General features: G+C 72.0%; 20 protein-coding genes. 10 read left to right on the forward strand and 10 right to left on the reverse strand.

What is annotated here, in order from left to right; all coding sequences use genetic code 11:
• The first annotated feature begins 36 nt into the window (after positions 1-36).
• Complete coding sequence (locus tag JOD66_RS19860) at positions 37-633, forward strand: DUF4126 domain-containing protein (RefSeq protein WP_204838538.1); 597 nt, start codon at positions 37-39, stop codon at positions 631-633.
• A gap of 175 nt (positions 634-808) precedes the next feature.
• On the opposite strand, the gene JOD66_RS19865 is transcribed toward JOD66_RS19860, so the two are convergent.
• Positions 809-1,975, reverse strand: coding sequence for an ROK family transcriptional regulator (locus JOD66_RS19865; protein WP_204838539.1), 1,167 nt, complete (start codon positions 1,973-1,975; stop codon positions 809-811).
• Positions 1,976-2,129: 154 nt separating this feature from the next.
• Between JOD66_RS19865 and JOD66_RS19870 the strand changes: the two genes are divergently transcribed.
• Genes JOD66_RS19870 through JOD66_RS19880 form a run of 3 tightly spaced genes read left to right on the forward strand, consistent with a single transcriptional unit; the run spans position 2,130 to position 5,304 of the window.
• On the forward strand, positions 2,130-3,221 hold the full coding sequence (locus tag JOD66_RS19870) for a substrate-binding domain-containing protein (RefSeq protein WP_204838540.1): 1,092 nt from the start codon (positions 2,130-2,132) through the stop codon (positions 3,219-3,221).
• Positions 3,221-4,045: an ATP-binding cassette domain-containing protein gene (locus tag JOD66_RS19875; protein WP_204838541.1), complete on the forward strand. Its 825-nt coding sequence runs from the start codon at positions 3,221-3,223 to the stop codon at positions 4,043-4,045. The genes JOD66_RS19870 and JOD66_RS19875 overlap by 1 nt, the downstream gene beginning before the upstream one ends.
• Positions 4,042-5,304, forward strand: coding sequence for a sugar ABC transporter permease (locus JOD66_RS19880; protein ID WP_204838542.1), 1,263 nt, complete (start codon positions 4,042-4,044; stop codon positions 5,302-5,304). The genes JOD66_RS19875 and JOD66_RS19880 overlap by 4 nt, the downstream gene beginning before the upstream one ends.
• Here JOD66_RS19880 and JOD66_RS19885 read toward each other — a convergent pair.
• The 5 genes from JOD66_RS19885 to JOD66_RS19905 all read right to left on the reverse strand — a co-directional run bounded on the left by JOD66_RS19885 (position 5,301) and on the right by JOD66_RS19905 (position 13,752).
• On the reverse strand, positions 5,301-7,886 hold the full coding sequence (locus tag JOD66_RS19885; protein ID WP_204838543.1) for a bifunctional FO biosynthesis protein CofGH: 2,586 nt from the start codon (positions 7,884-7,886) through the stop codon (positions 5,301-5,303). The two genes, JOD66_RS19880 and JOD66_RS19885, sit on opposite strands and share 4 nt — an antisense overlap.
• Positions 7,887-7,954: 68 nt before the next feature.
• Complete coding sequence (locus JOD66_RS19890) at positions 7,955-9,181, reverse strand: hypothetical protein (RefSeq protein ID WP_204838544.1); 1,227 nt, start codon at positions 9,179-9,181, stop codon at positions 7,955-7,957.
• Between the two features lie 66 nt (positions 9,182-9,247).
• The gene (locus tag JOD66_RS19895; RefSeq protein ID WP_204838545.1) at positions 9,248-11,377 is read right to left on the reverse strand and encodes an MMPL family transporter; all 2,130 of its coding nucleotides are present in this window, start codon (positions 11,375-11,377) and stop codon (positions 9,248-9,250) included.
• A 189-nt stretch (positions 11,378-11,566) separates the two neighbouring features.
• The gene (locus JOD66_RS19900) at positions 11,567-12,715 is read right to left on the reverse strand and encodes an acyl-CoA dehydrogenase family protein (RefSeq protein ID WP_204838546.1); all 1,149 of its coding nucleotides are present in this window, start codon (positions 12,713-12,715) and stop codon (positions 11,567-11,569) included.
• Entirely contained in the window at positions 12,715-13,752 is a 1,038-nt protein-coding gene (locus tag JOD66_RS19905; protein WP_204838547.1) for an LLM class F420-dependent oxidoreductase, read from the reverse strand. The genes JOD66_RS19900 and JOD66_RS19905 overlap by 1 nt, the downstream gene beginning before the upstream one ends.
• Before the next feature lie 152 nt (positions 13,753-13,904).
• Between JOD66_RS19905 and npdG the strand changes: the two genes are divergently transcribed.
• A complete protein-coding gene (gene npdG / locus JOD66_RS19910; RefSeq protein ID WP_204838548.1) occupies positions 13,905-14,609 on the forward strand; it encodes an NADPH-dependent F420 reductase in 705 nt (234 codons plus the stop codon).
• Between the two features lie 4 nt (positions 14,610-14,613).
• On the opposite strand, the gene JOD66_RS19915 is transcribed toward npdG, so the two are convergent.
• Genes JOD66_RS19915 through JOD66_RS19925 form a run of 3 tightly spaced genes read right to left on the reverse strand, consistent with a single transcriptional unit; the run spans position 14,614 to position 16,630 of the window.
• On the reverse strand, positions 14,614-15,156 hold the full coding sequence (locus JOD66_RS19915; RefSeq protein WP_204838549.1) for a YbaK/EbsC family protein: 543 nt from the start codon (positions 15,154-15,156) through the stop codon (positions 14,614-14,616).
• Complete coding sequence (locus JOD66_RS19920; protein ID WP_204838550.1) at positions 15,153-15,464, reverse strand: hypothetical protein; 312 nt, start codon at positions 15,462-15,464, stop codon at positions 15,153-15,155. Before JOD66_RS19920 ends, JOD66_RS19915 begins: the two co-directional genes overlap by 4 nt.
• A complete protein-coding gene (locus JOD66_RS19925) occupies positions 15,461-16,630 on the reverse strand; it encodes a PspC domain-containing protein (protein WP_204838551.1) in 1,170 nt (389 codons plus the stop codon). Before JOD66_RS19925 ends, JOD66_RS19920 begins: the two co-directional genes overlap by 4 nt.
• 144 nt (positions 16,631-16,774) lie before the next feature.
• On the opposite strand from JOD66_RS19925, the gene JOD66_RS19930 reads away from it, so the two are divergent.
• Genes JOD66_RS19930 through JOD66_RS19945 form a run of 4 tightly spaced genes read left to right on the forward strand, consistent with a single transcriptional unit; the run spans position 16,775 to position 19,984 of the window.
• Complete coding sequence (locus tag JOD66_RS19930) at positions 16,775-18,079, forward strand: ATP-binding protein (protein ID WP_204838552.1); 1,305 nt, start codon at positions 16,775-16,777, stop codon at positions 18,077-18,079.
• A complete protein-coding gene (locus tag JOD66_RS19935; RefSeq protein WP_204838553.1) occupies positions 18,072-18,731 on the forward strand; it encodes a LuxR C-terminal-related transcriptional regulator in 660 nt (219 codons plus the stop codon). The genes JOD66_RS19930 and JOD66_RS19935 overlap by 8 nt, the downstream gene beginning before the upstream one ends.
• Positions 18,728-19,594 (forward strand): M15 family metallopeptidase, encoded by an 867-nt coding sequence (locus tag JOD66_RS19940; RefSeq protein WP_204838554.1) that lies wholly within the window; start codon positions 18,728-18,730, stop codon positions 19,592-19,594. The genes JOD66_RS19935 and JOD66_RS19940 overlap by 4 nt, the downstream gene beginning before the upstream one ends.
• A gap of 30 nt (positions 19,595-19,624) precedes the next feature.
• The gene (locus JOD66_RS19945) at positions 19,625-19,984 is read left to right on the forward strand and encodes a hypothetical protein (protein ID WP_204838555.1); all 360 of its coding nucleotides are present in this window, start codon (positions 19,625-19,627) and stop codon (positions 19,982-19,984) included.
• Between the two features lie 270 nt (positions 19,985-20,254).
• Here the strand turns inward: JOD66_RS19945 and JOD66_RS19950 are convergent, their stop codons facing one another.
• Positions 20,255-21,481, reverse strand: coding sequence for a type IV toxin-antitoxin system AbiEi family antitoxin (locus JOD66_RS19950; RefSeq protein WP_204838556.1), 1,227 nt, complete (start codon positions 21,479-21,481; stop codon positions 20,255-20,257).
• A 211-nt stretch (positions 21,482-21,692) separates the two neighbouring features.
• On the opposite strand from JOD66_RS19950, the gene pcrA reads away from it, so the two are divergent.
• On the forward strand, positions 21,693-24,131 hold the full coding sequence (gene pcrA, locus JOD66_RS19955; protein ID WP_204838557.1) for a DNA helicase PcrA: 2,439 nt from the start codon (positions 21,693-21,695) through the stop codon (positions 24,129-24,131).

Raw genomic sequence — 24,131 nt, forward strand, 5'->3', positions numbered from 1 at the left:
CGGTACCCGGACGCCGCCGCGGCTTACGCTGGGCGCGTGGAATCACTCGCGCTGGCGTTCTCCTCGGGCTGGGCCAGCGGGATCAACAGCTACCTCGTCGTGCTGGTGCTCGGGCTGGCCGACCGGCTCGGCTCGTTCGAGGAGATCCCCGACGTGCTGGCCCGCTGGGACGTGCTCGCGGTGGCCGCGCTGATGTACGCCTTCGAGTTCGTCGCCGACAAGATCCCGTACGTCGACTCCGCCTGGGACGTGGTCTCGACCCTGATCCGGCCGGTCGTCGGCGGTGCGGTCGGCGTCCTGATCGCCGGCGACGCGGGCTCGGTCAGCGAGCTGGTCGGTGGCGTGGTGGGCGGCGGCAGCGCCCTGGCCGCGCACTCGGTGAAGACCGGCACCCGGATGGCGGTCAACACGGTGCCCGAGCCGTTCAGCAACATCGGCATCAGCGTGGGGGAGGACCTCGTCGTGCTGGCCGTGGTCGCCTTCGCCGTCGAGCACCCGTACGCCGCCGCGTCGATCGCCGCGCTGCTCCTGCTCGCCGGGCTGGTTCTGCTGTGGCTGGCCTGGCGGACCGTACGCCGGGGCTGGGCCCGGTTCCGCGCGTGGCGGGAGGGCCGGACGGCGGCGGTGTCGTAGCGCGGTGGTGCGGGGTGCTCGTCGGGGTGGCTGGGGATTCATCACGGGATGTAGGCGGATCCCGGCATCTGTAGCGGAGTTCCGCTACAGAAGTGCGCATTGACCTACATCCCGTGATGAATCCCCAGCCAGCGCAGCCCAGCCCAACGCCTCGACCGGTACGGCGAACAGCAGCTCAGTCGACGAGCAGCTCGGTCCGCTCGGCGGCGAGCAGCACCGCGCCCAGCAGCGAGGCCCGCTCGCCGAGCCGGCTGGAGACGACGGGGGTGAGCGCGAGGGTGTCGAGGGCGTGGCGGCGCAGGCCGATCCGCACCGACTCGAGCAGCAGCTCGCCGGCGCGGGCCATGTCGCCGCCGATCACCACGACCGAGGGGTTCATCAGGTTGACCACGGCGGCCAGCCCCCAGCCGAGGTGGAGCCCGGCGTCCTCGAGGGCGCGGCGGGCGGAGACGTCGCCGGTCTGGGCGGTCGCGATGATCTCGTCGAGGCCGGCGCCGGGCAGCTGTCCGGCGAGCAGGCCCTGGACCGCCTGCACCGAGGTGTAGGTCTCCAGGCAGCCCCGGCTGCCGCAGCGGCACAGCGGGCCCTGCTCGTCGAAGGTGAGGTGCCCGATCTCGCCGGCGCTCCCGGCGGTGCCCTGGAAGAGCTCGTTGCGCAGGATGATGCCGGCGCCGACACCGGAGGAGATCTTCACGAACACCGAGCTGTCGGTGCCGCGCCCCTCGCCGATCCGGTGCTCGGCGAGCGCGCCGAGGTTGGCGTCGTTCTCGACGTCGACGGGGGAGCCGAAGGCCGTCGAGCCGACGCTGCGCGCGTCGACGCTGCGCCAGCCGGGGAAGATCGCCGCGCTCTGCACGACGCCGTCGGTGACCGGCGCGGGCAGGCCGAGGCCGACATGGCGCAGGGTCGCGCCCGCGGGCCGCAGCTCGTCGCTCATCGCGACGGCGAGGGCGAGCGCCTCCTCGTGGGGGAACTCGGGTGGGATCGCGCGGCGCTCCTCGGCCAGCACCCGGCCGGTGAGGTCGCCGATGGCGACGGCGAGATGGCTGTGGCCGAAGTCGACGCCGGCGACGATGCCCGCCCCCTCCGAGAGCCGGACGGCGGAGCCGCGCCGACCGCTGCCCGCCTCGGTGTCGACCAGCCCGGCCTGGCCGAGGTCGCGCACGATGTTGGAGACCGTCGCCCGCGCCAGCCCGGTCACCCGCGCCAGCTCGGCCTGGGTGAACACCGAGGCGGCCTCGCCGCCGGTGGTGGTGCGCAGCGCGTCGAGGACCCGGCGCTGGTTGGCCGCGCGCAGCGACGCGGTCGAGCCCGGCGCGTGGTCACTGCGCTCCGACGTCATGGCGACACTGTGCCCGGCCCGGGCCGTAATGGTCAAGGAATGTCCACAAAGCACCGCATGAATCAGAAATCGGCAAGTTTGTGTTCAAGTCTTGACGTCTACGGTGTGAGCCACAACACTCGAACCACCGCTCAACGTCCGATCGAGGAGAGCCATGTCCACATCAGCACGCCGGGTCGCCGCCGCCGGTGCGGCCCTGTTCCTCGGTGCCGTCGCGCTCAGCGCGTGCGGTGCCAATGACGCCGAGAAGGGCGGCAGCGACGGTGGCAAGGGAGGCACCATCGCGCTGCTCCTGCCGGAGTCCAAGACCACCCGCTACGAGGCCCACGACCGCCCGCTGTTCGAGGCGAAGGTCAAGGACCTGTGCAGCGACTGCAAGGTGCTCTACTACAACGCCGACCAGGACGAGGCCAAGCAGGCCCAGCAGATGACGACCGCGCTCGACCAGGGCGCCGACGTCGTCGTGCTCGACCCGGTCAACGGCGAGGGCGCGACCGGCATGGTCGACGAGGCGAAGGGCCAGGACGTCCCGGTCATCGCCTACGACCGCTTCATCGAGAACGCCGACTACTACATGTCCTTCGACAACGAGACCGTCGGCAAGATGCAGGCCCAGGCGCTCGTCGACGCGATGGGCGACAAGGGCGACATCCTGATGCTCAACGGCGCCCCGAGCGACCCGAACGCCGCCCAGTTCAAGGCCGGCGCCCACAGCGTGCTCGACGGGAGCGGCGTGAAGATCCTCGCCGAGTACGACAACCCGGACTGGAGCCCGGAGAACGCCCAGCAGTGGACGACCGACCAGCTCAACAAGTACGACCCCGCCTCGATCGGTGGCGTGTACGCCGCCAACGACGGCCAGGCCGGTGGCGTGATCGCGGCTCTGACCGACCACATCGCGGCCGACAAGCTGCCGCCGATCACCGGCCAGGACGCCGAGGTCGCCGCGATCCAGCGGATCCTCGCGGGCGAGCAGACCATGACGATCTACAAGCCGATCCCGATCGAGGCCGAGACCGCCGCCGAGGTGGCCGTCCTGCTCGCGCACGGCGACGACGTACCCGACACCACCGACACGGGCATCACGCAGTCGACCTACAAGGACGTGAAGTCCTACATCTTCACGCCGATCGTGGTCACCAAGGACAACGTGGCCAGCACCGTCATCGCCGACAAGTTCTACGACGCCTCGGAGATCTGCACCGGCGAGTACGCGCAGGCCTGCACGGAGGCCGGCGTCTCCTGATGTCCGTCATCGAGAACGAGGTCGCGGTCAGGGGCACGGGCGAGGTCGTCCTGTCCCTGACCGGGATCACCAAGAGGTTCGGCGCCGTGCAGGCGCTCACCGACGTCGCGCTGACCGTCCGGGCCGGCGAGGTGGTCGCCCTGGTGGGCGACAACGGCGCCGGCAAGTCGACGCTGGTGAAGACCATCGCCGGCGTCTACCAGCCCGACGCCGGGGTCATCGAGTTCGCCGGTACGCCGGTCACCGTCGCCGGCCCCGCGGGCGCCCAGCAGCTCGGCATCGCCACGGTCTTCCAGGACCTCGCGCTGTGCGACAACCTCGACGTCGTCGCCAACCTGTTCCTGGGAAAGGAGCACCACCTGGGCCCGGTCATCAACGAGGTCAGCATGGAGCGCGAGGCCTGGCGGCTGCTGCGCAGCCTGTCCGCCAAGATCCCGTCCGTGCGGATCCCCGTGGCCGGGCTGTCCGGCGGCCAGCGGCAGACCGTCGCGATCGCCCGCTCCCTGGTCGGCAGCCCCCGGGTGGTGATGCTCGACGAGCCGACCGCCGCGCTGGGCGTGGCCCAGACCGCCGAGGTGCTCAACCTGGTCGAGCGGCTGCGCGAGCAGGGCCTGGCCGTGATCCTGATCAGCCACAACATGGCCGACGTGCAGGCGGTGTCCGACCGGATCGTGGTGCTGCGGCTGGGCCGCAACGCCGCGGAGTTCCGCACCGAGGAGGCGACCACCGACCAGCTGGTCGCCGCCATCACCGGCGCGTCCGACAACGTCGTCGCCCAGCGCGCGGCCCGCCGCGCCGGCCACCCCGAGGGGGACCACTCGTGACCGACCAGCTCACCAACCAGACCCCGGGCCCCACGCCCGCCGTGGACGCCGCCGACGAGCGGCTGGTCCGGGTCGTCTCGCCCGGCGACTACCTGCGCCAGCTCGGCGGCCGCCTGCGCGGCGGCGACCTGGGCATGCTGCCGGTGATCCTCGGCCTGGTCGCCATCTGCGTGTTCTTCTACAGCCAGGAGCCGACCTTCCTGTCCTCGCGCAGCCTGGTCACCATGACCCTGTACGCCGCCCCGCTCGGCGTGATCGCGCTCGGCATCGTGCTCGTGCTGCTGCTCGGCGAGATCGACCTCAGCGTCGGCACCGTCTCCGGCTTCACCTCCGCGACCACCGCGGTCATGTTCGTCAGCCACGGGCAGTCGCTCGCGCTCTCGATCCTGGCCGCGATCGCCCTCGGCGCGCTGATCGGGGCCGGCTACGCCATGCTCTTCGTCTGGGTCGGCGTCCCCAGCTTCGTGTTCACCCTCGCGGGCCTGCTCGCCTTCGAGGGCGCGCTCTACTGGGTGCTCGGCGACCAGGGCACGATCAACCTGCCCCGCGACTCCGGGCTGCCCGTCTTCACCCGCCAGAAGTTCCTCAGCGACGCCCAGGGCTATGCCCTGGTCGCGATCGTGGTCGCGGTCTACGTCGGCTCGCGGCTGTGGACCATCCGGCAGAAGCGGGCGGCCGGCCTGACCCCGCCGAACCTGCTCGGCGTGGTGGTCAAGGGCGCGGCGCTGGCGGTCGGTCTCGGCTGGCTGACCTACTACCTCGGCATCGACCGCGGCTGGGGCTACCTGCCGGTGCTCTTCGCCGGCCTGGTCGTGCTCATGGACCTGCTGCTGCGGCGGACCCGCTGGGGGCGCTACGTCTACGCCGTCGGCGGCAACGAGGAGGCGGCCCGCCGAGCCGGCATCCGGGTGGGCCTGGTCTACGGCTCCGTGTTCGTGCTCTGCTCCACCTTCGCCGCCCTCGGCGGCGTGCTCGTCGCGGGCCAGCTCACCACCGTCTCCCAGTCCAGCGGTACGACGGACACCAACCTCACCGCGATCGCCGCCGCCGTCATCGGCGGCACCAGCCTCTTCGGCGGCCGCGGCTCGGCGTACTCGGCGCTGCTCGGGATCCTGGTGCTCCAGGCGATCCGCACCGGGCTCAACCTGATGAACGTCGACTCCGACGTGCGCCTGATCGTCACCGGCGCGGTGCTGCTCCTCGCCGTCGCGATCGACTCGGTCGCCCGCCGGGCCCGCTCCAGCAGCGGCAGAGGCTAGCCGGCCGACCGGACGGGGGGCTCACCGTAGAGCGTGGTGCGCTCGCGCACCGGCCGGTCGATGCCGGCGCCGATCTCGGTGAGCTCCTCGACGGTCTTGGCGGAGCCGTGCTCGGAGCCGGCCATCCGGGAGATGGTCTCCTCCATCAGGGTGCCGCCGAGGTCGTTGGCGCCGGCGTTGAGCATGGCGCGGGTGCCGTCGACGCCGAGCTTGACCCAGCTGGTCTGGATGTTGGCGATCCGGCCGTGGAGCAGGATCCGGGCCATCGCGTGCACGGCGAGGTTGTCGCGCAGCGTGGGGCCGGGCCGGGCGACGCCGGCGAGGTAGATCGGCGAGCTGGTGTGGACGAACGGGAGCGGCACGAACTCGGTGAACCCGCCGGACCCGTTCTCGGCGGCGGTGTCCTGGACCTGCTTGAGCACGTTGAGGTGGCCGACCCAGTGCCGCGGGTTGTCGACGTGGCCGTACATCATCGTGGAGGTGGTCGGCAGCCCGATCCGGTGGGCGGTGGAGACGATCTCGATCCAGGTCCGGGCCGGCAGCTTGCCCTTGGTGAGCACCCAGCGCACCTCGTCGTCGAGGATCTCCGCGGCGGTGCCGGGCAGCGACCCGAGGCCGGACTCGCGGGCCTTGATCAGGAAGTCCTCGATGGACAGGCCGGTGCGGGCGGTGCCGTTGACGACCTCCATCGGGGAGAAGGCGTGGACGTGCATGTCCGGCACCCGCTGCTTGACCGCGGCGGCGATGTCGAAGTACGCCGACGCGGGCAGCTCGGGGTCGATGCCACCCTGCATGCAGACCTCGGTGGCACCGAGCTCCCAGGCCTCCTGGGCGCGGTCGGCGACCTCGGCGTACGACAGGGAGTAGGCGTCGGCGTCGGTGCGGCGCTGGGCGAAGGCGCAGAACCGGCAGCCGACGTAGCAGACGTTGGTGAAGTTGATGTTCCTGTTGACGACGTAGGTGACCTCGTCGCCGACCGCCTCGCGGCGCAGGTCGTCGGCCAGGCGCACGACCGAGCGCAGCAGGTCGCCCTCGGCGGTCATCAGGGTGAGGGCGTGCTCGTCGGACAGGTTGCCCGGGTCGGCCTCCGCCGCGGCCATGGCCGATAGTCCCGGGGTAAAAGCACCGATATTCGGCGCGTCACGGTGCTTTTGAGCAGGGACTACCCCGGTGGCGGAGGTGTGGGCGGCGGCCTCGCGTACGGCGGCCCAGTCGCCGTAGACCGAGCCGAAGTCGCTGCGGCGGTCGTCGGTGCGGCCCTCGGTGTCGACGGCCTGGTGGAGGTCGACCCGGCCGGCCGACTCCAGGCCGCCGTCGGGCTCCTGCCAGGGCAGCCCGGTCGGCTTGACGCCCGGGACCGCGAGCCCGTCGGGGCCGGCCAGGGCGGCGACGTGGGCATGGAGCCGCGGGTCGATCCAGGCCTCGCCGCGCTGGAGCGCGCCGACGACGTACTCCGGGTGCACGGTCAGTCGGGCCCGGAGCTCGAAGCCGCAGGTTGCGGTGATCGAGCGGAGCCGGTCGAGCGAGGGCCAGGGGCGCTCGGGGTTCACGTGGTCGGGGGTCAGCGGCGACACGCCGCCCCAGTCGTCGATGCCCGCGTCGAGCAGCGCGCGGCACTCCTCGAGGTCCACCAGGTTGGGCGGGGCCTGGATCCGGGCCTTCGGGCCGAGCACCAGCCGGGTGACGGCGATCGCGGCGCGGTACTCGGCGAGGCCGAGGTCGTCGACATGGCGCATCGCGGTGTCGGGCTTGGCCCGGAAGTTCTGGACGATGACCTCCTGCACGGCGCCATAGGCCCGGGAGGTCTGGCGCAGCGCGAAGATCGTCTCGGCCCGCTCGGTCAGGGTCTCGCCGATGCCGACGAGCAGGCCGGTCGTGAACGGGATGCCGTGGCGACCGGCGTCCTCGAGGACCCGGAGCCGGACGGCGGGGTCCTTGTCGGGAGAGCCGTAGTGGGCCAGGCCCTTGGTCTCGAACAGCCGCCGCGAGGTGGTCTCGAGCATCATCCCCATCGAGGGGGAGACCGGCTTGAGCCGGTTGAGCTCCTCCCACGACATCACGCCGGGGTTGAGGTGGGGCAGCAGCCCGGTCTCCTCCAGCACCCGGACCGCCATCGCCCTGATGTAGGCCAGGGTCGAGTCGTAGCCCTGCTCGTCGAGCCAGGCCTGGGCCTCGGGCCAGCGGTCCTCGGGCCGGTCGCCCAGGGTGAACAGCGCCTCCAGGCAGCCGAGCTCGGCGCCCTGGCGGGCGATGTCGAGGATCTCGTCGGGCGACAGGTACGGCGCCCGGCCCTCTCGTGCGGCGTGGCCGGGCGTCTCCACGAAGGTGCAGTAGTGGCACCGGTCGCGACACAGCTTGGTGATCGGGATGAACACCTTGGGGGAGTAGGTGACGACGCCGGCCCGCCCCGCGGCGACCAGTCCGGCGTCGCGGACCTTCGCCGCCGCGGCACTGAGCCGGTCGAGGTCCTCGCCGGTCGCGGCGAGCAGGGCGGTCGTCTCCGCGAGGTCGAGCGCGGCGCCGCGCTCGGCACGGGCGAGCGCCCGGCGGATCTGCTGGGGGGTGGGGCCTTCGACGGTCATGGCGCATTCAGGCTACCGGCCATCCCTGCGGATGGTTAGGGAGGTCGAGGGCCGGACGGGTCACGGGGTCAGTTCGGGATCCTCGCGGTCAGCTCGCCCACCCGGGCGACGAACCTGCCGTGGTAGGAGCCGGGGAAGCTCCAGGTCACCACGGTGCCGCGGCCGCCCGGCAGCGCGGTGACGGTGTTGCTGCATCCGCCGCTGACCGACATGCAGCTGCCGCCGTCGCTGGTGAAGGTGGCGGTGACCCGGGCCAGGTCGCGAAACCCGGCGTAGTGCAGCCGGAAGGCGTAGCAGCCGGGCTCGGCGGTGCAGCGGGCCAGCCGCTTCCACCAGATCCGGCGCGGCTTCGCCGTCCCGCAGAGCTCCTGCTCGGCCTCGGCGGTCGATCCCCACGGGTAGGTGGTCACCGCCTGCGCCCGGACGCACGCCTCGGCGCCGCCCTCCTCGGTCTCGACCGTGGTCGACGAGCCGTCGAGCGGCGTCCAGTCGCCCGGTCCGCCGGTGCTGATGACGACGTCGCCCTCCGGCGCGGCGAAGGTGAACTCCACCGCGCGGTACGCCGGGCGCGCGGTCGCCTCGGGAGCCGGCGGCGTCGACAGGTAGCACTCGTCGAGCGCCTCGACCGCCGTGGCGGCCTCCTCGTCGACGGCCTCCTTGCCGGTGGCGAGGGTGAGCGTGTCGTGGGCGAACCAGGCGCTCATCGTCTCGGCGCCGATGTCGTCGAGGCAGTCGGTGTCGTCGAGCTTCCACGCGGCGCCGACCTGCTCGGCCCAGTCGCCGGTGCACTCGAGCAGCCGGGCGTAGAAGTCGGTGGCGTCCGTGGCCCGCCACTCGCCCCGGTAGGTCCAGTCGTCGCCGCCGTGCTCGACCAGCCCGCGCTCCTCCAGCCCGCCCGAGCGGTGCGCGTGGACCAGGTCGTCGACCGCGCACTCGACGTCGGCGCGGCCGGCCCAGGCCGGTCGCTCGACGCCGTCGACGATCGCCCGGGCCGCGTCCTCGTCGGCCGCGCTGAGCGGCCCGATCCCGAGCCGACCGGTGGCGTAGAGCCAGCCGGCGACGCCGATGCCGACCACCAGGACGAGCGCGAGCCCGCTCGCGACCACCAGCCCCACCCGGCTCCGGCGCGGTGGCGGCGGGCCGAAGCCGCCGTAGCCCGGGAAGGGTCCGTACGGCGGCGGTGGCGGCGGCCCGGGCGGCGGTGTCCACTGCGGCGGCAGCGCGGTCGGCGCCTGGGCGGGAGGGATCCAGGTCGGTGGCCCGACCGGCCGACCCGGGGTCGTCTCGTCGTTCATCCGGAAGGTCCCTTGCTCCCACGGGCCGCCCGTTCGGCCCGTGGGAGCATCGTAGGGAACTCCTGCCTAGACGCTCGTGGTCTGCAGGTCCGGCTCGGCCTCGGGCTCGGCCGCGGGCGTAGCCCGGTCGAGCTTGCTGGGCCACCAGATCCTCCCGCCGAGGTCGAGGTTGAGCGCGGTGACCAGCACCGAGCGGACGATCATGGTGTCGAGCAGGACGCCGAGGGCGACCGTGGTGCCGAGCTGCAGGGTGAAGGTCATCGGCATCGTGGCGAGCATCGCGAAGGTCGCGGCCAGCACGAGTCCGGCGGAGGTGATCACGCCGCCGGTCGACGACAGGGCGATCAACGACCCGCGCCGGGTTCCGTGGATCGCCGCCTCCTCGCGCACCCGGGTCATCAAGAAGATGTTGTAGTCGATGCCCAGGGCGACCAGGAAGACGAACGCGAACAGCGGGAAGCCCGGATCGGTGTGCTCGCGGCCGTAGAGCAGGTCGAAGACCAGGCCGGAGATGCCGAGGGCGGCGCCGAACGACAAGATCACGGTCCCGATGAGGAGGACGGGCGACAGGATCGACCTCAGCAGCCCGGCCAGGATCAGCAGCACGGCGCCGAGCACGATCGGGATGATCACCTTGTTGTCGCGGGCCGACGCATCCATGATGTCGATCGACACCGCGGTCATGCCGGTGGTCAGCGCGTCCGCGTCGGGCACCTGGTGGACGGCGCTGCGGACGTCCTCGACCGCCGCCGTGGCCGCGTCGGAGTAGGGGTCGCTCGTGAGGTCGGCGACGATCAGCGCGATCCCGTCCTTGTCGGCGACCGCGACCGGGGCGGAGATTCCCTCGACCTTCGACATCGCGGCGATCACGTCGTCGGCGCGGTCGGCGTTCGCCACGACCTGGATCGGCGTGCTCGCGTCGACCAGGCCGTGCTCGACGAGGATCGTCTGACCGATCACGGAGTCCTGGTCCTTGGTGTACTGCTCGTCGCTCGGGATGCCGCCCGTGTCGAGGCGCAGGAAGCCCAGGCACAGCAGGCCGAGCACGGCTGCCGTACCGATCCAGACCAGGCGCGGCCGCGGGGCGATGCCCGCGCCGACCTTGGCCCACAGGCCCGAGGCCGTCGGCTCGGTGCTGCCGAAGTGGGGGACGAAGGGCCAGAACACCCAGCGCCCGCAGATCACCAGCAGCGCCGGCAGCAGGGTGACCATCACGACGAAGGTGACCGCGATGCCGACCGCGTTGGCGGGGCCCATTCCGGCGGTCGAGTTGAGGTCGGCGAACATCAGGCAGAGCAGGCCGACCACGACGGTCGCCGAGCTGGCCAGGATGGCGGGAGCGGCCCGGTGCAAGGCGAACGCCATCGCCTCGTGCCGGTCCTCGTGGCGGCGCAGCTCCTCGCGGTAGCGGGCGACGAGCAACAGGGCGTAGTCGGTGCCGGCGCCGATCACGAGCACGGTGAGGATGAACTGGCTCTGCCCGTTGACGGTGAGGCTGGTGTTCTTGGCGAGCAGGTAGAGCACGCCCATCGAGGCCCCGAGGCCGACCACGGCGGTGATGATCGGCAGCAGCCACAGGATGGGGCTGCGGTAGGTGACGAGCAGGATGAGGACGACGACGCCGAGGGTGATCAGCAGCAGGTTGCTGTCGCCCGAGGAGAAGATGGTCGCGGCGTCGGCGCTCTGGCCGCCGGCCCCGGCGAGGTAGGACCTGACCCCGTCGATCGCGATGATCTTGTCGATCTTCGGCTTGAGGTCCGGCAGCACCTCCCAGAGCTCGTCGCCGTAGTTGACGGTGAACTCGAGCTTGGCGACCTTGCCGTCCGCGGACACGAACGGCGCGGGTACGCCGGCCGCCTGCGCGGCCTGCGGGGTGACGACGTCGCTGACGCCGTCGAGCTTCCCGATCTCGCCGCCCTGGGTCTCGATGTCGGCGAGGTCGGCGTCGGTGAGGCCCGACGCGCGGTAGTAGACGACGGTCGTGCCGACGTCGTAGGGGTCCTGGAAGGCCTCGAGCCTCTCGAAGCCCTTGGTCGACTCGGCGCTCTCGGGCAGCCAGGACTCGGTCTCGTTGTTCTGGACGTCCACGAGCTTCCCGGCGAAGGAGGCCAGGCCGCCGGCGATCACGATGACCGCGACGAGGACGATCCACTTGGTGACGGGGCCGGTCAGCCGGCCGGCGATCTGACGGTGCATGGCGCTCACACTTCTCCAGGGAGGGGGACGACGGCATCGGGGATTCCTCCGGACCGACCCTGAGATCGCCCCTGAATCATCGCCGGGCGGGAACTCTTTGCCTTCGCCGGAATTCTCCGTCGAGCACCAGACGCACGACGACCCCGAAATGTGACATTCCGGGGTCGTCGTGGGTCGTGCGTGGGGGGATCAGAGGCCGAGGAAGCGCCCGATGATCTCCTTCTGGATCTCGGTGGTGCCGCCGTAGATCGTCTGGATCCGGGTGTCGGCGTACGCCTTGGCGATGGGGTACTCGAGCATGTAGCCGTAGCCGCCGTGCATCTGCAGGCCCTGGTCGACGATCTTCTTCTGCAGCTCGGTGGTCCACCACTTCGCCATCGACGCGAGTGCGGTGTCGACCTGGCCCTGGTTGAGCAGCTCGACGCAGTGGTTGACGAAGGTGCGCGCGACATAGGCCTCGGTCGCCATCTCGGCGAGCACGAACCGGGTGTTCTGGAACTTCCCGATCGGCTTGCCGAACGCCTCGCGGCTCTTGACGTAGTCGAGGGTCAGGTCGAGGACGTGCTCGATCGCCGCGATCGCGATGGTGGCGATCGAGACCCGCTCCTGGGGGAGGTTCTGCATCAGGTAGACGAAGCCCTGCCCCTCCTCGCCGAGCAGGTTGGCCTTGGGGACCTCGACGTCGTCGAAGCTCAGCTCCGCGGTGTCCTGGGCCTTGAGCCCGAGCTTGTCGAGGTTGCGGCCTCGGGTGAACCCGGCCATGCCCTCCTCGACGACCAGCAGGCTGATGCCGTGGGCGCCGGCGTCGGGGTTGGTGCGGGCCACGACGATCACCAGGTCGGAGTGGATGCCGTTGGTGATGAAGGTCTTCGAGCCGTTGAGGACGTAGTGGTCGCCCTTGTCGACGGCGGTGGTGCGGATGCCCTGGAGGTCGGAGCCGGCGCCCGGCTCGGTCATCGCGATCGCGGTGACGATGTCGCCGGACACGGTGCCGGGCAGCCAGCGGGCCTTCTGCTCGTCGTTGGCGAGCGCGACCAGGTAGGGGACGGTGATGTCGTTGTGGAGGGCGAAGCCGAGCCCGCTGGCGTGGGCCCGCGTGATCTCCTCGGTGAGCACCATGTTGTAGCGGAAGTCCTTGATGCCGGGGCCGTCGTGCTCCTCGGGGACCTCGAAGCCGAGCAGGCCCGCCTGGCCGGCCTTGCGCCAGACCTCGCGGTCGACCAGGCCGTCCTTCTCCCACTGCTCGTGGAAGGGCACGACCTCGCGCTCGAGGAAGGTGCGCGCGGTCTTGCGGAAGTCCTCGTGCTCGGTCTCGTAGATGCTGGGACGCTCGGGCATCAGCTCACCCACTCCTTGATCTGTGCGATGGTCGCGGCGGGGTCGTCGCTCGCGGGGGAAACGGACAGGTTGGTGACGCCGGACTCCCGGAAGGCGGCGATCCGCTCCTGGACGTACGACGCCGGGCCGACCAGGTTGCCGGCCTCGAGCCACTCGAGGGGGACGAGTGCCTCGGCCTCCTTCTTCTTGCCCGACAGGTAGAGATCCTGGATCTCCTTGGCCTCCTTCTCGAAGCCGTACTCGCAGGCGAGCTGGTTGTAGAAGTTCTTGTCGCGCGCGCCCATGCCGCCGACGTAGAGCGCGTAGAGCGGGCGCATGAAGTCGAGCAGCGCCTTGGTCTCCGGGCCCTCGCCGATCGCGACCATGCCGCCGGCGGAGATCTCCAGCGGCTTCAGGCCCGCGGAGCGCTTCGCGGCGCCGCGCGCCAGCGGCTCGCCCCAGACCTCGGCGGCCTTCTCGGGGTAGTAGAGGAACGGCAGCCAGCCGTCGGCGACCTCGGCGGTCATCGCGACGTTCTTGTCGCCGAGCGCCGCGACCCAGATCGGCAGGTCGGCCCGCTCGGGGCGGTTGAGCAGCTTGAGCGGCTTGCCGAGGCCGAGCCCCTGGCCCTCGGGGAGGGGGACCTGGATGGTCGTGCCCTGGTAGTCGAGGCGTTCGCCGCGCAGACCCGAGCGCAGCACCTCGATCACCTCGCGGGTGCGGGTGAGCGGCCGGTCGTAGGGCAGGCCGTGGAAGCCCTCGATCACCTGCGGCCCGGACGCGCCGAGGCCGAGGACCGCGCGTCCGCCGGAGACGTTGTCGAGGCCGGCCGCGGTCTGCAGCAGGGCGCCCGGCGTACGCGAGAAGACGTTGAGGATGCCGGCGCCGATCTCGACGGTCTCGGTCTTCGCGGCGAGGTAGCCCATCAGCGTGGGGGCGTCGAACCCGTACGGCTCGGCCACCCAGATGGTGTCGAGGCCGGCCTTCTCCAGGGCGACGACCTGGTCGGCCGACGCGCGCGGGTTGCCGGCGTAGACGAGGGGCATCGACAGCTTCATGAGAGTCCCTTCCGGCCTCGCGGCCACGGTGACGAGGTGCCGGTGATCCGTCACCGACAGCGCAACTGTGACAGTAATACTGTCACAATGTCCATGGCCGCCGGGGGTGAGACGGGCCGCGGGCACCCGGTGCCCGCGTGATAGGAGGAAGCGTGACTTCTTCTGAGACCCCCACGCGTTACACCGTCGCCGTGATCGGCGGCACCGGCCCGCAGGGCAAGGGCCTGGGCTACCGCTTCGCCCGCCACGGGCACGACATCGTCCTCGGCTCCCGCGCCGCCGAGAAGGCCGAGGCCGTCGCCGACGAGGTGAGCTCCCGGCTCGCGTCCGTCGCCGGCGCGGGCACGGCGCGCGGCGCCGCCAACGCGGATGCCATCGCCGCCGCCGACGTCGTCCTCCTCGCCGTTCCGTACGACGGCCACGACGAGCTGGTCGCCTCCCTCGCCGAGGGCGGCGCCCTCGACGGCAAGACCGTCATCTCCTGCGTCAACCCGCTCGCCTTCGACAAGCGCGGCGCCCACGGCCGGGTCATCAACGGCGGCGAGGGCTCGGCCGCCGAGTCGGCTGCCGAGATCGTGCCCGGTGCGGTCGTGGTCGGTGCCTTCCACAACGTCGCGGCCCCCGCCCTGTGGGGCGAGGACGAGTTCCTCGACGAGGACGTGATCGTCGTCGGCGACTCGGCCGAGGGCAAGCAGGTCGCCATCGACCTCGCCGCCTCGGTGACCGGCCGGCCCGGCGTCGACGGGGGCAAGCTCCGGCTCGCGCGGGTGCTCGAGCCGTTCACCGCCGTACTGATCTCGATCAACCGGAAGTACAAGACCCACTCGGGCATCCGGGTGACCGGCCTCGACCACTGACCCGTCAGCCGGCCAACCCCTCGACCACCTCGGCTCCGGGGGCCTGTGCCAGCAGGTCCCCGGGCACGAGCAGCTTGGAGCGGCGCAGTCCAGAGCCGATCACCGCCAGCTCCATCTCCGGGACCCGGGCGTCGACGAGCAGTCGCCAGCCCGCGGGCAGCCCGACGGGCGTGATGCCGCCGTACTCCATCCCGGACTCGGCCACCGCCCGCTCCAGCGGCAGGAACGACGGCTTGCGGACGTCGAGCAGCCGCTTCACCGTGTGGTTGACGTCGGCGCGGGTGTCGGCGCGGACCAGGCAGGCGGCCACCCGCTCCTCGCCCTCCCGCTTGCCGGCGACCAGCACGCAGTTGGCGCCGGTCGTCATCGGCAGGTCGTAGGCCGCGCTCATCGCGGCCGTGTCGGCGAGCTCGGGGTCGATCTCGACGACCGCGATCCGCTCGGCTCCCGGCCAGGCGGCCAGGGCGGCGGCGACCGGTGGGGCGACCAGGTCGGGATGCTCGAGCGCGACGAGGGAGGCCAGGCCGGTCAGCCTGGGGAGGGTCACTGCCAGCCCCGCATCTGGTGGCCGTCCCAGGCGTGCTGGTCGGCGCTCGGGTCCGGGTGGCGGCCGCGCAGCACCGACGCGACCAGGCCGGCGGCCCCCGCCGCGAGCCAGGGCAGGCCCATGATCCAGCCGTTGTGCTGCAGCTGCACGCGGTCGCTGATCGCCAGCGCCCACACGATCACCAGGCCGGTGAACGCGACGCCCATGACCAGGTGGCCGGTGTTGACGCGGTGCCGGCCGGTCCGGCGGGCGCCGTCGGCGGGTCGCTCCTCGCGGGGGAGCTCGGTGGTGGGCTCGTCGTGGCTCATGCTGCGCTCCGGAACTCGATCTGGCCGAGGTCGAGGTCGGCGTTGACGGTCAGGGTGGGGTTGTCGGCGACGGTGCCGTTGTCGCCGGTGAAGTCGTCGCTGGTCCGCTTGCCGAAGATCGCGACCTCGCCCGCGTCGATGGTGCCACGCGCCTCCACGTTGAGGCCCTCCTTGGGGACGATGACCAGGATGTGGCCGACGCCGAGCTCGAGGTCGAGGGTCCGGCCGTCCAGCTGGTCGAGGTCGCGGATGTCGCTGAGGTCGATCCGCAGCTCGCCCACGCCGAGGTCGTAGGACGGCTTCAGGTCCGACGCCTGCTGCAGCACCGGCCGCTCCTGCCCGACCTCGAGGCTGTCGGCGACGCCGGTGACCGCGGTGGCCCCGGCGGCGAGCAGGCCGACCAGGATCAGGCCGCCGGCGCGTCCGTAGAACGCGCCGACGAGCAGCATCAGGCCGGTCACGCCGAGCACCGTCGCCGGGTACGCCGACGGGGTGACGTCGACGCCGGCGAGCTGGAGCGTGGCCAGGGTGCCGAGGCCGAGCGCGGCGAGGCCGAGGGTGAAGGGGAACAGCAGTGGTCCGCGCTTGCGCGGGTCCACCGGGCGCCGGTACGCCGGCGGCGGGGTCCGGTAGGCCGAGTACGTCGCCCCGGGCTCGGTCGCGGGGGCGGCCGGGGGCGGGGGAGGCCCGGCAGGGGTGCCGCGCAGCCAGGGGTGGGTGGGGCCGCCGGGCTTGATCGCGTTCTTGCCGGCGAGCACCACGACCAGCAGCAGGCCGATCACCAGCATCGGCCACGGGAACCCGGGGCCGCCGAAGGTGTCGCCGATGACCGAGGCGATGGCGACCACGCCGCCGATGATCAGCGCCGCGGTGCGGATGCCCTCGTCGACGCGGATCACCGTGTCCTCGGTGCCCTCCTCGGGGACGAAGAGCCAGCACACGGCGTACAGGATCAGCCCGCCGCCCCCGAAGAAGGTGAGGACGACGAACGCGACGCGCACCAGCAGCGGGTCGATGTCGAGGTGCCGCGCGACGCCCGCCGCCACGCCGGCGACCTTGCGGTCGTCGCGGCTGCGGCGGAGCCGGGCGAGGTCGCGGACCTCGTCGCGGGTCACCCGAGGCCCCTCGCGGTGCGGCTCGTGCTCGGTGTCGGTCGGTGCGTTCATGTCGTCCAGCATGCTGTCACGACGGCGCGCGGACCATCGGGGACAGCCCTGATCCGCACCGGTCGCCCCGGGGCCGGCATCAGGGTCGGCTCAGGGTGCTTCCCCCTGCTGACGCCGGATCGGCTGTGTGACGATGGGAGCACCATGACCAGCACCGCGTCCCTTCCCGCACCCCCGGCGCCGCCCCGCGACGTACGACGGGCCTGGCGCGACCTGCGGGAGCCGATGATCGGCGGCGTCGCCTCCGGCCTCGCCGTCCACCTCGGCGTGTCCGTGCTGGCGGTGCGGGCCGCGTTCGTGATCGCGACCGTGATCGGCGGGTCCGGGGTGATGGCGTACGCCGCGCTGTGGATCCTGCTCCCCGCCGGACCGCCCCCGGAGTACCTCGCGCCGGGGCTCGCCAGCGCCTCGCGTGACGGCCGCCGGCCCGGGCGCCGCGGTCGCCGCCTCTCCGACGTGGGTCCGGTGATCACGCTCGCGGTCCTCGGCATCGGCGCCGTGTTCACCACCGAGGCGCTGCTCGGCACCGGCTGGTGGATCTGGCCGCTCGGCATCGCCGTCGTCGGCGTCGCGCTGCTGTGGCGCCAGGCCGACGAGGCGCAGCGGGAGCGCTGGCTCGACGCCACCGGAAAGGTCGACCCGGTCCGGCTGGTGGTCGGCGGCGGTGGCTGGGCCGCTTGGGCCCGGATCGGCGCCGGCGTGGTCCTGGTCGTGGTGGCGCTCGCGCTGTTCGCCCTGCGCGACGGGTCGCTGAGCGTCGCCGGCGACGCGATGCTCGCGATCCTGCTGGCCTTCTTCGGCGTCGGGATCGTGCTCGGCCCGTTCGTCTACCGGCTGATGTCCGACCTGACCGACGAGCGCGCCGAGCGGGTCCGCACCCAGGAGCGCGCCGACGTGGCCGCCCACCTGCACGACTCGGTGCTTCAGACCCTGGCGCTGATCCAGAAGAACCCCGCCGACGCCGCCCGACTGGCCCGCGCCCAGGAGCGCGACCTGCGCGCCTGGCTGTACGCCGGCGAGTCGCTCGACGAGGCGACCGTCGCCAGCGCACTGCGCGCGGCCGCCGCCGAGATCGAGGACGCCTACGGCATCGCCGTCGACGTGGTGGCCGTCGGCGACTGCGACTACGACGAGTCGGCCCGCCCGATCGTGCAGGCCGCGCGCGAGGCGACCACCAACGCCGCCAAGCACGCCGGCGTCCCCCGGATCGACGTCTACGCCGAGATCACCCCCGCCGGGATCGACGTCTTCGTCCGCGACCGCGGCGCCGGCTTCGACCCGGAGGCGACCCCGGAGGACCGCCTCGGCGTACGGCGCAGCATCATCGACCGCATGGAGCGCCACGGCGGCCGGGCCGAGATCCGGTCCGCGCCCGGCGAGGGCACCGAGGTGCGGCTGCACCTCGACCACACCCCCGAACCGTCGAAGAGCAAGGAGACCCATGAGTGACCCGGTGCGCGTGGTCGTCGTCGACGACCACGCCATGTTCCGCCGCGGCGTCAGCGCCGAGCTCGCCGCCACGGGAGCCGGCCGGGTCGAGGTCGTGGCCGAGGCCGCCGACGTCGACGAGGCGGTCGCCGCGGTCCTGGCCCACCGCCCCGACGTCGTCCTGCTCGACGTGCACCTGCCCGGGGGCGGCGGCGTCGAGGTGATCCGCCGGGTCAAGGACGGCGACGTGCGCTATCTCGCCCTGTCGGTGTCCGACGCGGCCGAGGACGTCATCGGCACCGTCCGCGGCGGCGCCCGCGGCTACGTCACCAAGACCATCACCGGCCCCGAGCTGGTCGACGCGATCACCCGGGTCGCCGACGGCGACGCCGTGTTCTCGCCGCGGCTGGCGGGCTTCGTGCTCGACGCCTTCGCCGGCGCCGGGCTGTCCGCCGACCTCGCCAGCGTCGACGAGGACCTCGACCGGCTCACCGAGCGGGAGCGGGAGGTGATGCGGCTGATCGCCCGCGGCTACTCCTACAAGGAGGTCGCCAAGGAGCTGTTCATCTCGATCAAGACCGTCGAGACCCACATGTCGTCGGTGCTGCGCAAGCTCCAGCTGTCCTCGCGCCACGAGCTGACCCGGTGGGCCTCGGACCGCCGGCTGCTGTGAGGAGGGCCGCCGCCCTCGTCGCGGCGGCGCTGCTGCTCGCCGGCTGCTCCGGCACGACGGCCCCGCCGGACCCGGGCGCCAGCACCGGCTCGGGCTCCGGCTCAGCCCCCGGGACCCTCGCGCCCGCGGCCACGGACGCGCCGAGCCCGGCGCCGGCGTACTCCACCTGGCGGCTCGGCGTCCACGTGCTGCCGCGCACCGCCCAGGGCTTCGGCGAGATCCGCCCGACGCCCAAGGCGCTGCGGGTACGCCGCTACCCGACCACCGACCTGCTCCCGCCGCCCGCGGACGGCGCCTTCCACGCGAGCGTCGGGCCGGTCACCGCCGCGATCCGCGAACGGATGGGGGAGACCTGGTCCCCGGCCTGCCCGGTCGCGCTGGCCGACCTCGCCTATGTCACCGTGGTCTTCCGCGGCTTCGACGGCCTGGCCCACACCGGCGAGCTGGTCCTGGCCGCCACGGAGGCCGACGACGTCGTGTCGGTCTTCCGGGCCCTGTTCGCGGCCGGCTACCCGATCGAGGAGATGCGGCTGCCGACCACCGCCGACCTCGACGCGCCGCCCACGGGCGACGGCAACGACACCGCCGCCCTGGTCTGCCGGGCGGTCCGCGGCCAGACCTCGTGGTCGGCCCACGCCTACGGCCTCGCGATCGACGTGAACCCCTTCCTCAACCCCTACGCCAAGGGCGACGTGGTGCTCCCCGAGCGGGCCTCGGCGTACCTCGACCGGACCCGGACCCAGCCCGGCATCATCCACGCCGGCGACCTGGTCGTGCGCGAGTTCGCGCGCATCGGGTGGTCGTGGGGCGGCTCGTGGCGCTCGCTCAAGGACTACCAGCACTTCACGGCGACCGGTGGCTGAAACCGGCCCCCGGCTGGATAGGGTGCGGTCATGGAGACCCTGCGCCTGATCCTGCTCATCCTCCACATCCTGGGCTTCTCGGCCCTGATCGGTGGGCTGCTCGCGCAGGTCGGCCCCGGCGAGAAGCGGGTCACCGGCGTGATGCGCGACGGCGTCGGCACCGCCTTCCTCGCCGGCCTGCTCCTGGTCGGCGTCCTCGAGGGCGGCGACGACCCGGTCAACCACGCCAAGGTCGGCGTCAAGCTCGCCATCGGCCTGGTGCTGCTGGTGCTGGTGATGGCCAACATGCGCAAGGCCAAGATCCCCAACGGCCTGTGGGCCGGGCTGCTGGTGCTCGCGGTCGCCGAGGTCTGCATCGCCGTCCTCTGGTCGCCCGTGCACAGCAGCTGATCCGGGCGGCGTGCTGTCGGACCCGCGCCGTCGGGGTGCGGACCGGCGCGCTGTAACACGCTGTCCGCTGTTGTGGGGGGCGCGCATCGGCTGTAACACGGTGTCCGCCGCTCCGGCGTACCCGTAGGTGCTGTTCCCGACCCGCACGAACCCTCCATGCCGACGTCTCAGGTCGGATAGAGCAGCGATCAGCGTGTTACAGCGCGTCTGTCGACCAGCGCCGACACCCGCTCAGCCCCTCGATCGAGGAGTCGATGCGCGCTGTCGGGCTCAGGCCGCCCAGCGATCCCAACCCATGAGTCGGTACGTCGGCCGCGAGGGCCGTGGCCGTGGGCGCGGGTGTCGGGGACGGTACTGCGCGAGATCCGACACGTCGATTCCGAAGCGCACGCAGGTTGCGAGGTACTCGCGGAGCAGACGTGCGCGGCCTCGCTCGAGTCCCGGCCCCCAGACGTCGGCCCAGGTGACGCGGCACACGCCGAGCTTGAACCCGGCAACGAAGTCGTGCCGTCCCTTCTCGGCCCAGAGCACCTCGGTCGGAGGGCGGTCGGCGACCCCACCGTCGACGGGGGTGAGGATCTTGACCTTCCCGTCGAACTCGAAGACCTGGCGTCCCAGCCGCAGGTCGCACCAGGCCGTGCGCCCCTCGGCGGTGAGTCCGAACTGGACTTCGGGCACGCCGAAACCGAGCCCTTCGACGAGGTGGCGCATCAGCGTCTCGCCGATCGAGTCGGTGTCCGGCGAGGCGGACTCGATCACGTCTCGCATCACGGTCGACTGGGGCCAGCAGTGCATCTGCGACAGGACCGCGACCAGCTCCTGTCGAGTGACTCCCATCCGCATCGCGGAGTCGACCGCGACCAAGCCCGCGAGGTGACCGTGTTCGCGGGTGATGTCGAGCGCCGTACGCGCGGGCCCGAGCATCCTCATCCCGGCGACCGTGCACAGCTGCTCAGAGGGATACGGCGCCAGGTGATGCGCGATGCCGTGGCGTCGGTGGGTGCCGACGAGCCCGGGATGAGTGACGTGTGAGGTCGGATCCGGCTCGTGAAGCACTGGCAGTTCGAGAGGGTAGGCCGCCGAGTGGTGGCTGAACACGTGGGGGCGGCCGACCCGGAGGCTTGCGGCCCGGTCGGCCAGCATCCGCTGCTCGGCATGGGTGGTGAGCGAGTGGACGTAGTCGCGCTCGGCGTAGACGCCGGTGCGTACGGCGATCCATGCGCCCGAGCGTACGAGCCGGTCGACCTGCTCGGGGGACATGCCGACGCCGATGGCCTGCGCGCGGGTGACCAGTCCCCACTGCGTACTCATCACGCCGATCACTCGACTGTTCATGTCCAGCACTCTGGCCCTGGCCGGGTCCTTCCGCGCCGATTGTCTCCTTGGCTGTGGAGTGGCACGTGGATCGCGGGCCCTGGGGACGGCGAACGGCGCGTCGAGTGGCGGGTGTGGCGGCTGGTGCTCGGGGCGGATGCGGCTTCGGCGGGCTTGTAACACGTTGTCCGCGGCTCTTCGCGACCTCGACGGACTGTTGCCGACCCGTACGGACGGGCTTCCGCGACGTCGCAGGTCCGGGAGGCGGGCGAACTCCGTGTTACAGCGGGCGCGAGCACCCAAGACCCGCGAACCCCGTGTTACAGCGCTCGCCCCACCCACCCCCGACCTCACCCCACCCACCGTCGGACCCGCGCCGTAGGCTGGTCGGAGCATGATCGACTCCGCGACGCCCCCGGCCCTGACCGCAGAAGCCCTCCTCGACGGGCTCAACGAACCGCAGCGTGCGGCCGTCAAGCACGAAGGCTCCCCGCTGCTCGTCGTCGCGGGCGCGGGCTCGGGCAAGACCCGGGTGCTGACCCGGCGCATCGCGTGGACGATCGCGGTCCGCAAGGCCCATCCGGGCTCGATCCTCGCGATCACGTTCACCAACAAGGCCGCGGCCGAGATGAAGGAGCGGGTGGCCGAGCTGATCGGCAACCGCGCCCGCATCATGTGGGTGAGCACCTTCCATTCGGCCTGCGTGCGGATCCTGCGCAAGGAGGTCGAGCACCTCGGCTACGAGCGGCTGAAGTCGAACTTCTCGATCTACGACACCGCGGACCAGAAGCGGCTGATCCAGCTGGTGTGCAGCGACCTCGAGCTCGACCCGCGGCGCTACCAGCCGGGGCCGGTGCTGCACTGGATCAGCAACCAGAAGAACGAGCTGCGCGAGCCCGACGAGGTCGCGGCGGAGGCGAAGAACTCGATCGACGAGACGTACGCCGCGGCGTACACCCTCTACCAGCGGCGCCTGCGCGAGGCGAACGCGATGGACTTCGACGACCTGATCATGGAGACGGTGCGGCTCTTCCAGCTCAAGCCGGAGATCCGCGAGACCTACCGTCGGCGGTTCCGTCACATCCTCGTCGACGAGTACCAGGACACCAACCACGCCCAGTACGCCCTCATCCACCAGCTCTGCGGCCAGGACCTCGAGGAGCACGACCCGACCACGCTCGACGGGCTGCCGGCCCACCGGGTGCCGCCGTCGGAGCTGATGGTCGTCGGTGACGCCGACCAGTCGATCTATGCCTTCCGGGGCGCCGACATCCGCAACATCATGGACTTCGAGAAGGACTTCCCCGACGCCGAGACGGTCCTGCTCGAGCAGAACTACCGCTCGACCCAGACCATCCTCACCGCCGCCAACGCGGTGATCGAGCGCAACGAGAGCCGCAAGCCCAAGCGGCTGTGGTCCGACGCCGGCGACGGCGAGAAGATCGTCGGGTACGTCGCCGACGACGAGCACGACGAGGCCCGGTTCGTCTCCGGCGAGATCGACAAGCTCACCGACGGCGGGCTGCGGCCCTCCGACGTCGCGGTGTTCTACCGCACCAACGCGCAGTCCCGGGTGTTCGAGGAGATCTTCGTCCGCACCGGCATGCCCTACAAGGTCGTCGGCGGCACCCGCTTCTACGACCGCAAGGAGATCCGCGACGCGCTCGCCTATCTCCGGGTGCTGGTCAACCCCGACGACCAGGTCTCGCTGCGCCGGATCGTCAACACCCCGCGCCGCGGCATCGGCCAGCGCGCCGAGGCCGCCATCGCGGCTTTCGCCGAGCGCGAGCGGATCACCTACTGGGAGGCGCTCCAGCGCGCCGACGAGGCGCCGGGACTCGCGACCCGCAGCCAGTCCAGCATCGAGTCCTTCGTGCGGATGCTGCAGGAGCTGCAGCAGATGGTCGAGGCGCGGGAGCGGCCCGACGTGATCCTGGAGACCGTGCTCGACCGGTCCGGCTACCTCGTCAGCCTGGAGAACTCCGACGACATGCAGGACGAGACCCGGCTGGAGTATCTCGCCGAGCTGGTCGCCGTCGCCCGCGAGTTCGCCGAGGACCCCGTCGCCGGACCCTCCGCCGATCCCGCCGACGTCGACGCCGGCATCCTCGAGCCGGGGCTGTCCGACTTCCTCGAGCGGGTCGCGCTGGTGGCCGACGCCGACCAGATCCCCGACGCGCCGGACGACGACCCCGACGCCCCGGAGGACCAGGGCGTGGTCACCTTGATGACCCTCCACACCGCCAAGGGCCTGGAGTTCCCGGTCGTCTTCCTCACCGGCATGGAGGACGGCGTCTTCCCCCACTCCCGCGCGCTCGGCGACCGCCCCGAGCTGGAGGAGGAGCGCCGCCTCGCGTACGTCGGGATCACCCGCGCCCGCCAGCGGCTCTACGTCTCCCGGGCCATGGTCCGCTCGGCCTGGGGCGCGCCGGCCATGAACCCCGGCTCCCGGTTCCTCGGCGAGCTCCCGATCGACCTCGTCGACTGGCGCCGCACCGAGGCCGACCAGACCCGCTGGTCGCGGCCGTCGTACGACTCCGGTCGGTCGGGCGGGTCCGACGACTACGCCGGCAACCGCTTCGGCCAGCCCACCGCCGCCGGCCGCCGCAACTTCAGCTCCGCCGCGGCCCGCGCCGACGCCGCCGCGAAGTCCAAGCCCGCGCGCCCGATCCCGGTCCTCGCCCCCGGCGACAAGGTCACCCACGACTCCTTCGGCCTCGGCACGGTCGTGGCCGTCGAGGGGGTCGCCGAGAAGTCGGTGGCGTCGATCGACTTCGGCTCCGACGGGGTCAAGCGGCTGCTGCTGCGGTACGCGCCGGTGGAGAAGCTCTAG

The sequence above is a fragment of the Nocardioides nitrophenolicus genome (assembly GCF_016907515.1).
Taxonomy (GTDB): Bacteria; Actinomycetota; Actinomycetes; order Propionibacteriales; family Nocardioidaceae; genus Nocardioides; species Nocardioides nitrophenolicus.

What these genes read in the sequence shown, in the direction of transcription:
- JOD66_RS19865 (WP_204838539.1), bottom strand. Translation starts at nt 1,975, where the DNA reads ATGACGTCGGAGCGCAGTGACCACGCGCCGGGCTCGACCGCGTCGCTG.
- JOD66_RS19870 (WP_204838540.1), top strand. Translation starts at nt 2,130, where the DNA reads ATGTCCACATCAGCACGCCGGGTCGCCGCCGCCGGTGCGGCCCTGTTC.
- JOD66_RS19875 (WP_204838541.1), top strand. Translation starts at nt 3,221, where the DNA reads ATGTCCGTCATCGAGAACGAGGTCGCGGTCAGGGGCACGGGCGAGGTC.
- JOD66_RS19885 (WP_204838543.1), bottom strand. Translation starts at nt 7,886, where the DNA reads ATGACCGTCGAAGGCCCCACCCCCCAGCAGATCCGCCGGGCGCTCGCC.
- JOD66_RS19890 (WP_204838544.1), bottom strand. Translation starts at nt 9,181, where the DNA reads ATGAACGACGAGACGACCCCGGGTCGGCCGGTCGGGCCACCGACCTGG.
- JOD66_RS19895 (WP_204838545.1), bottom strand. Translation starts at nt 11,377, where the DNA reads ATGCACCGTCAGATCGCCGGCCGGCTGACCGGCCCCGTCACCAAGTGG.
- JOD66_RS19900 (WP_204838546.1), bottom strand. Translation starts at nt 12,715, where the DNA reads ATGCCCGAGCGTCCCAGCATCTACGAGACCGAGCACGAGGACTTCCGC.
- JOD66_RS19905 (WP_204838547.1), bottom strand. Translation starts at nt 13,752, where the DNA reads ATGAAGCTGTCGATGCCCCTCGTCTACGCCGGCAACCCGCGCGCGTCG.
- JOD66_RS19920 (WP_204838550.1), bottom strand. Translation starts at nt 15,464, where the DNA reads ATGAGCCACGACGAGCCCACCACCGAGCTCCCCCGCGAGGAGCGACCC.
- JOD66_RS19925 (WP_204838551.1), bottom strand. Translation starts at nt 16,630, where the DNA reads ATGAACGCACCGACCGACACCGAGCACGAGCCGCACCGCGAGGGGCCT.
- JOD66_RS19930 (WP_204838552.1), top strand. Translation starts at nt 16,775, where the DNA reads ATGACCAGCACCGCGTCCCTTCCCGCACCCCCGGCGCCGCCCCGCGAC.
- JOD66_RS19935 (WP_204838553.1), top strand. Translation starts at nt 18,072, where the DNA reads ATGAGTGACCCGGTGCGCGTGGTCGTCGTCGACGACCACGCCATGTTC.
- JOD66_RS19945 (WP_204838555.1), top strand. Translation starts at nt 19,625, where the DNA reads ATGGAGACCCTGCGCCTGATCCTGCTCATCCTCCACATCCTGGGCTTC.
- pcrA (WP_204838557.1), top strand. Translation starts at nt 21,693, where the DNA reads ATGATCGACTCCGCGACGCCCCCGGCCCTGACCGCAGAAGCCCTCCTC.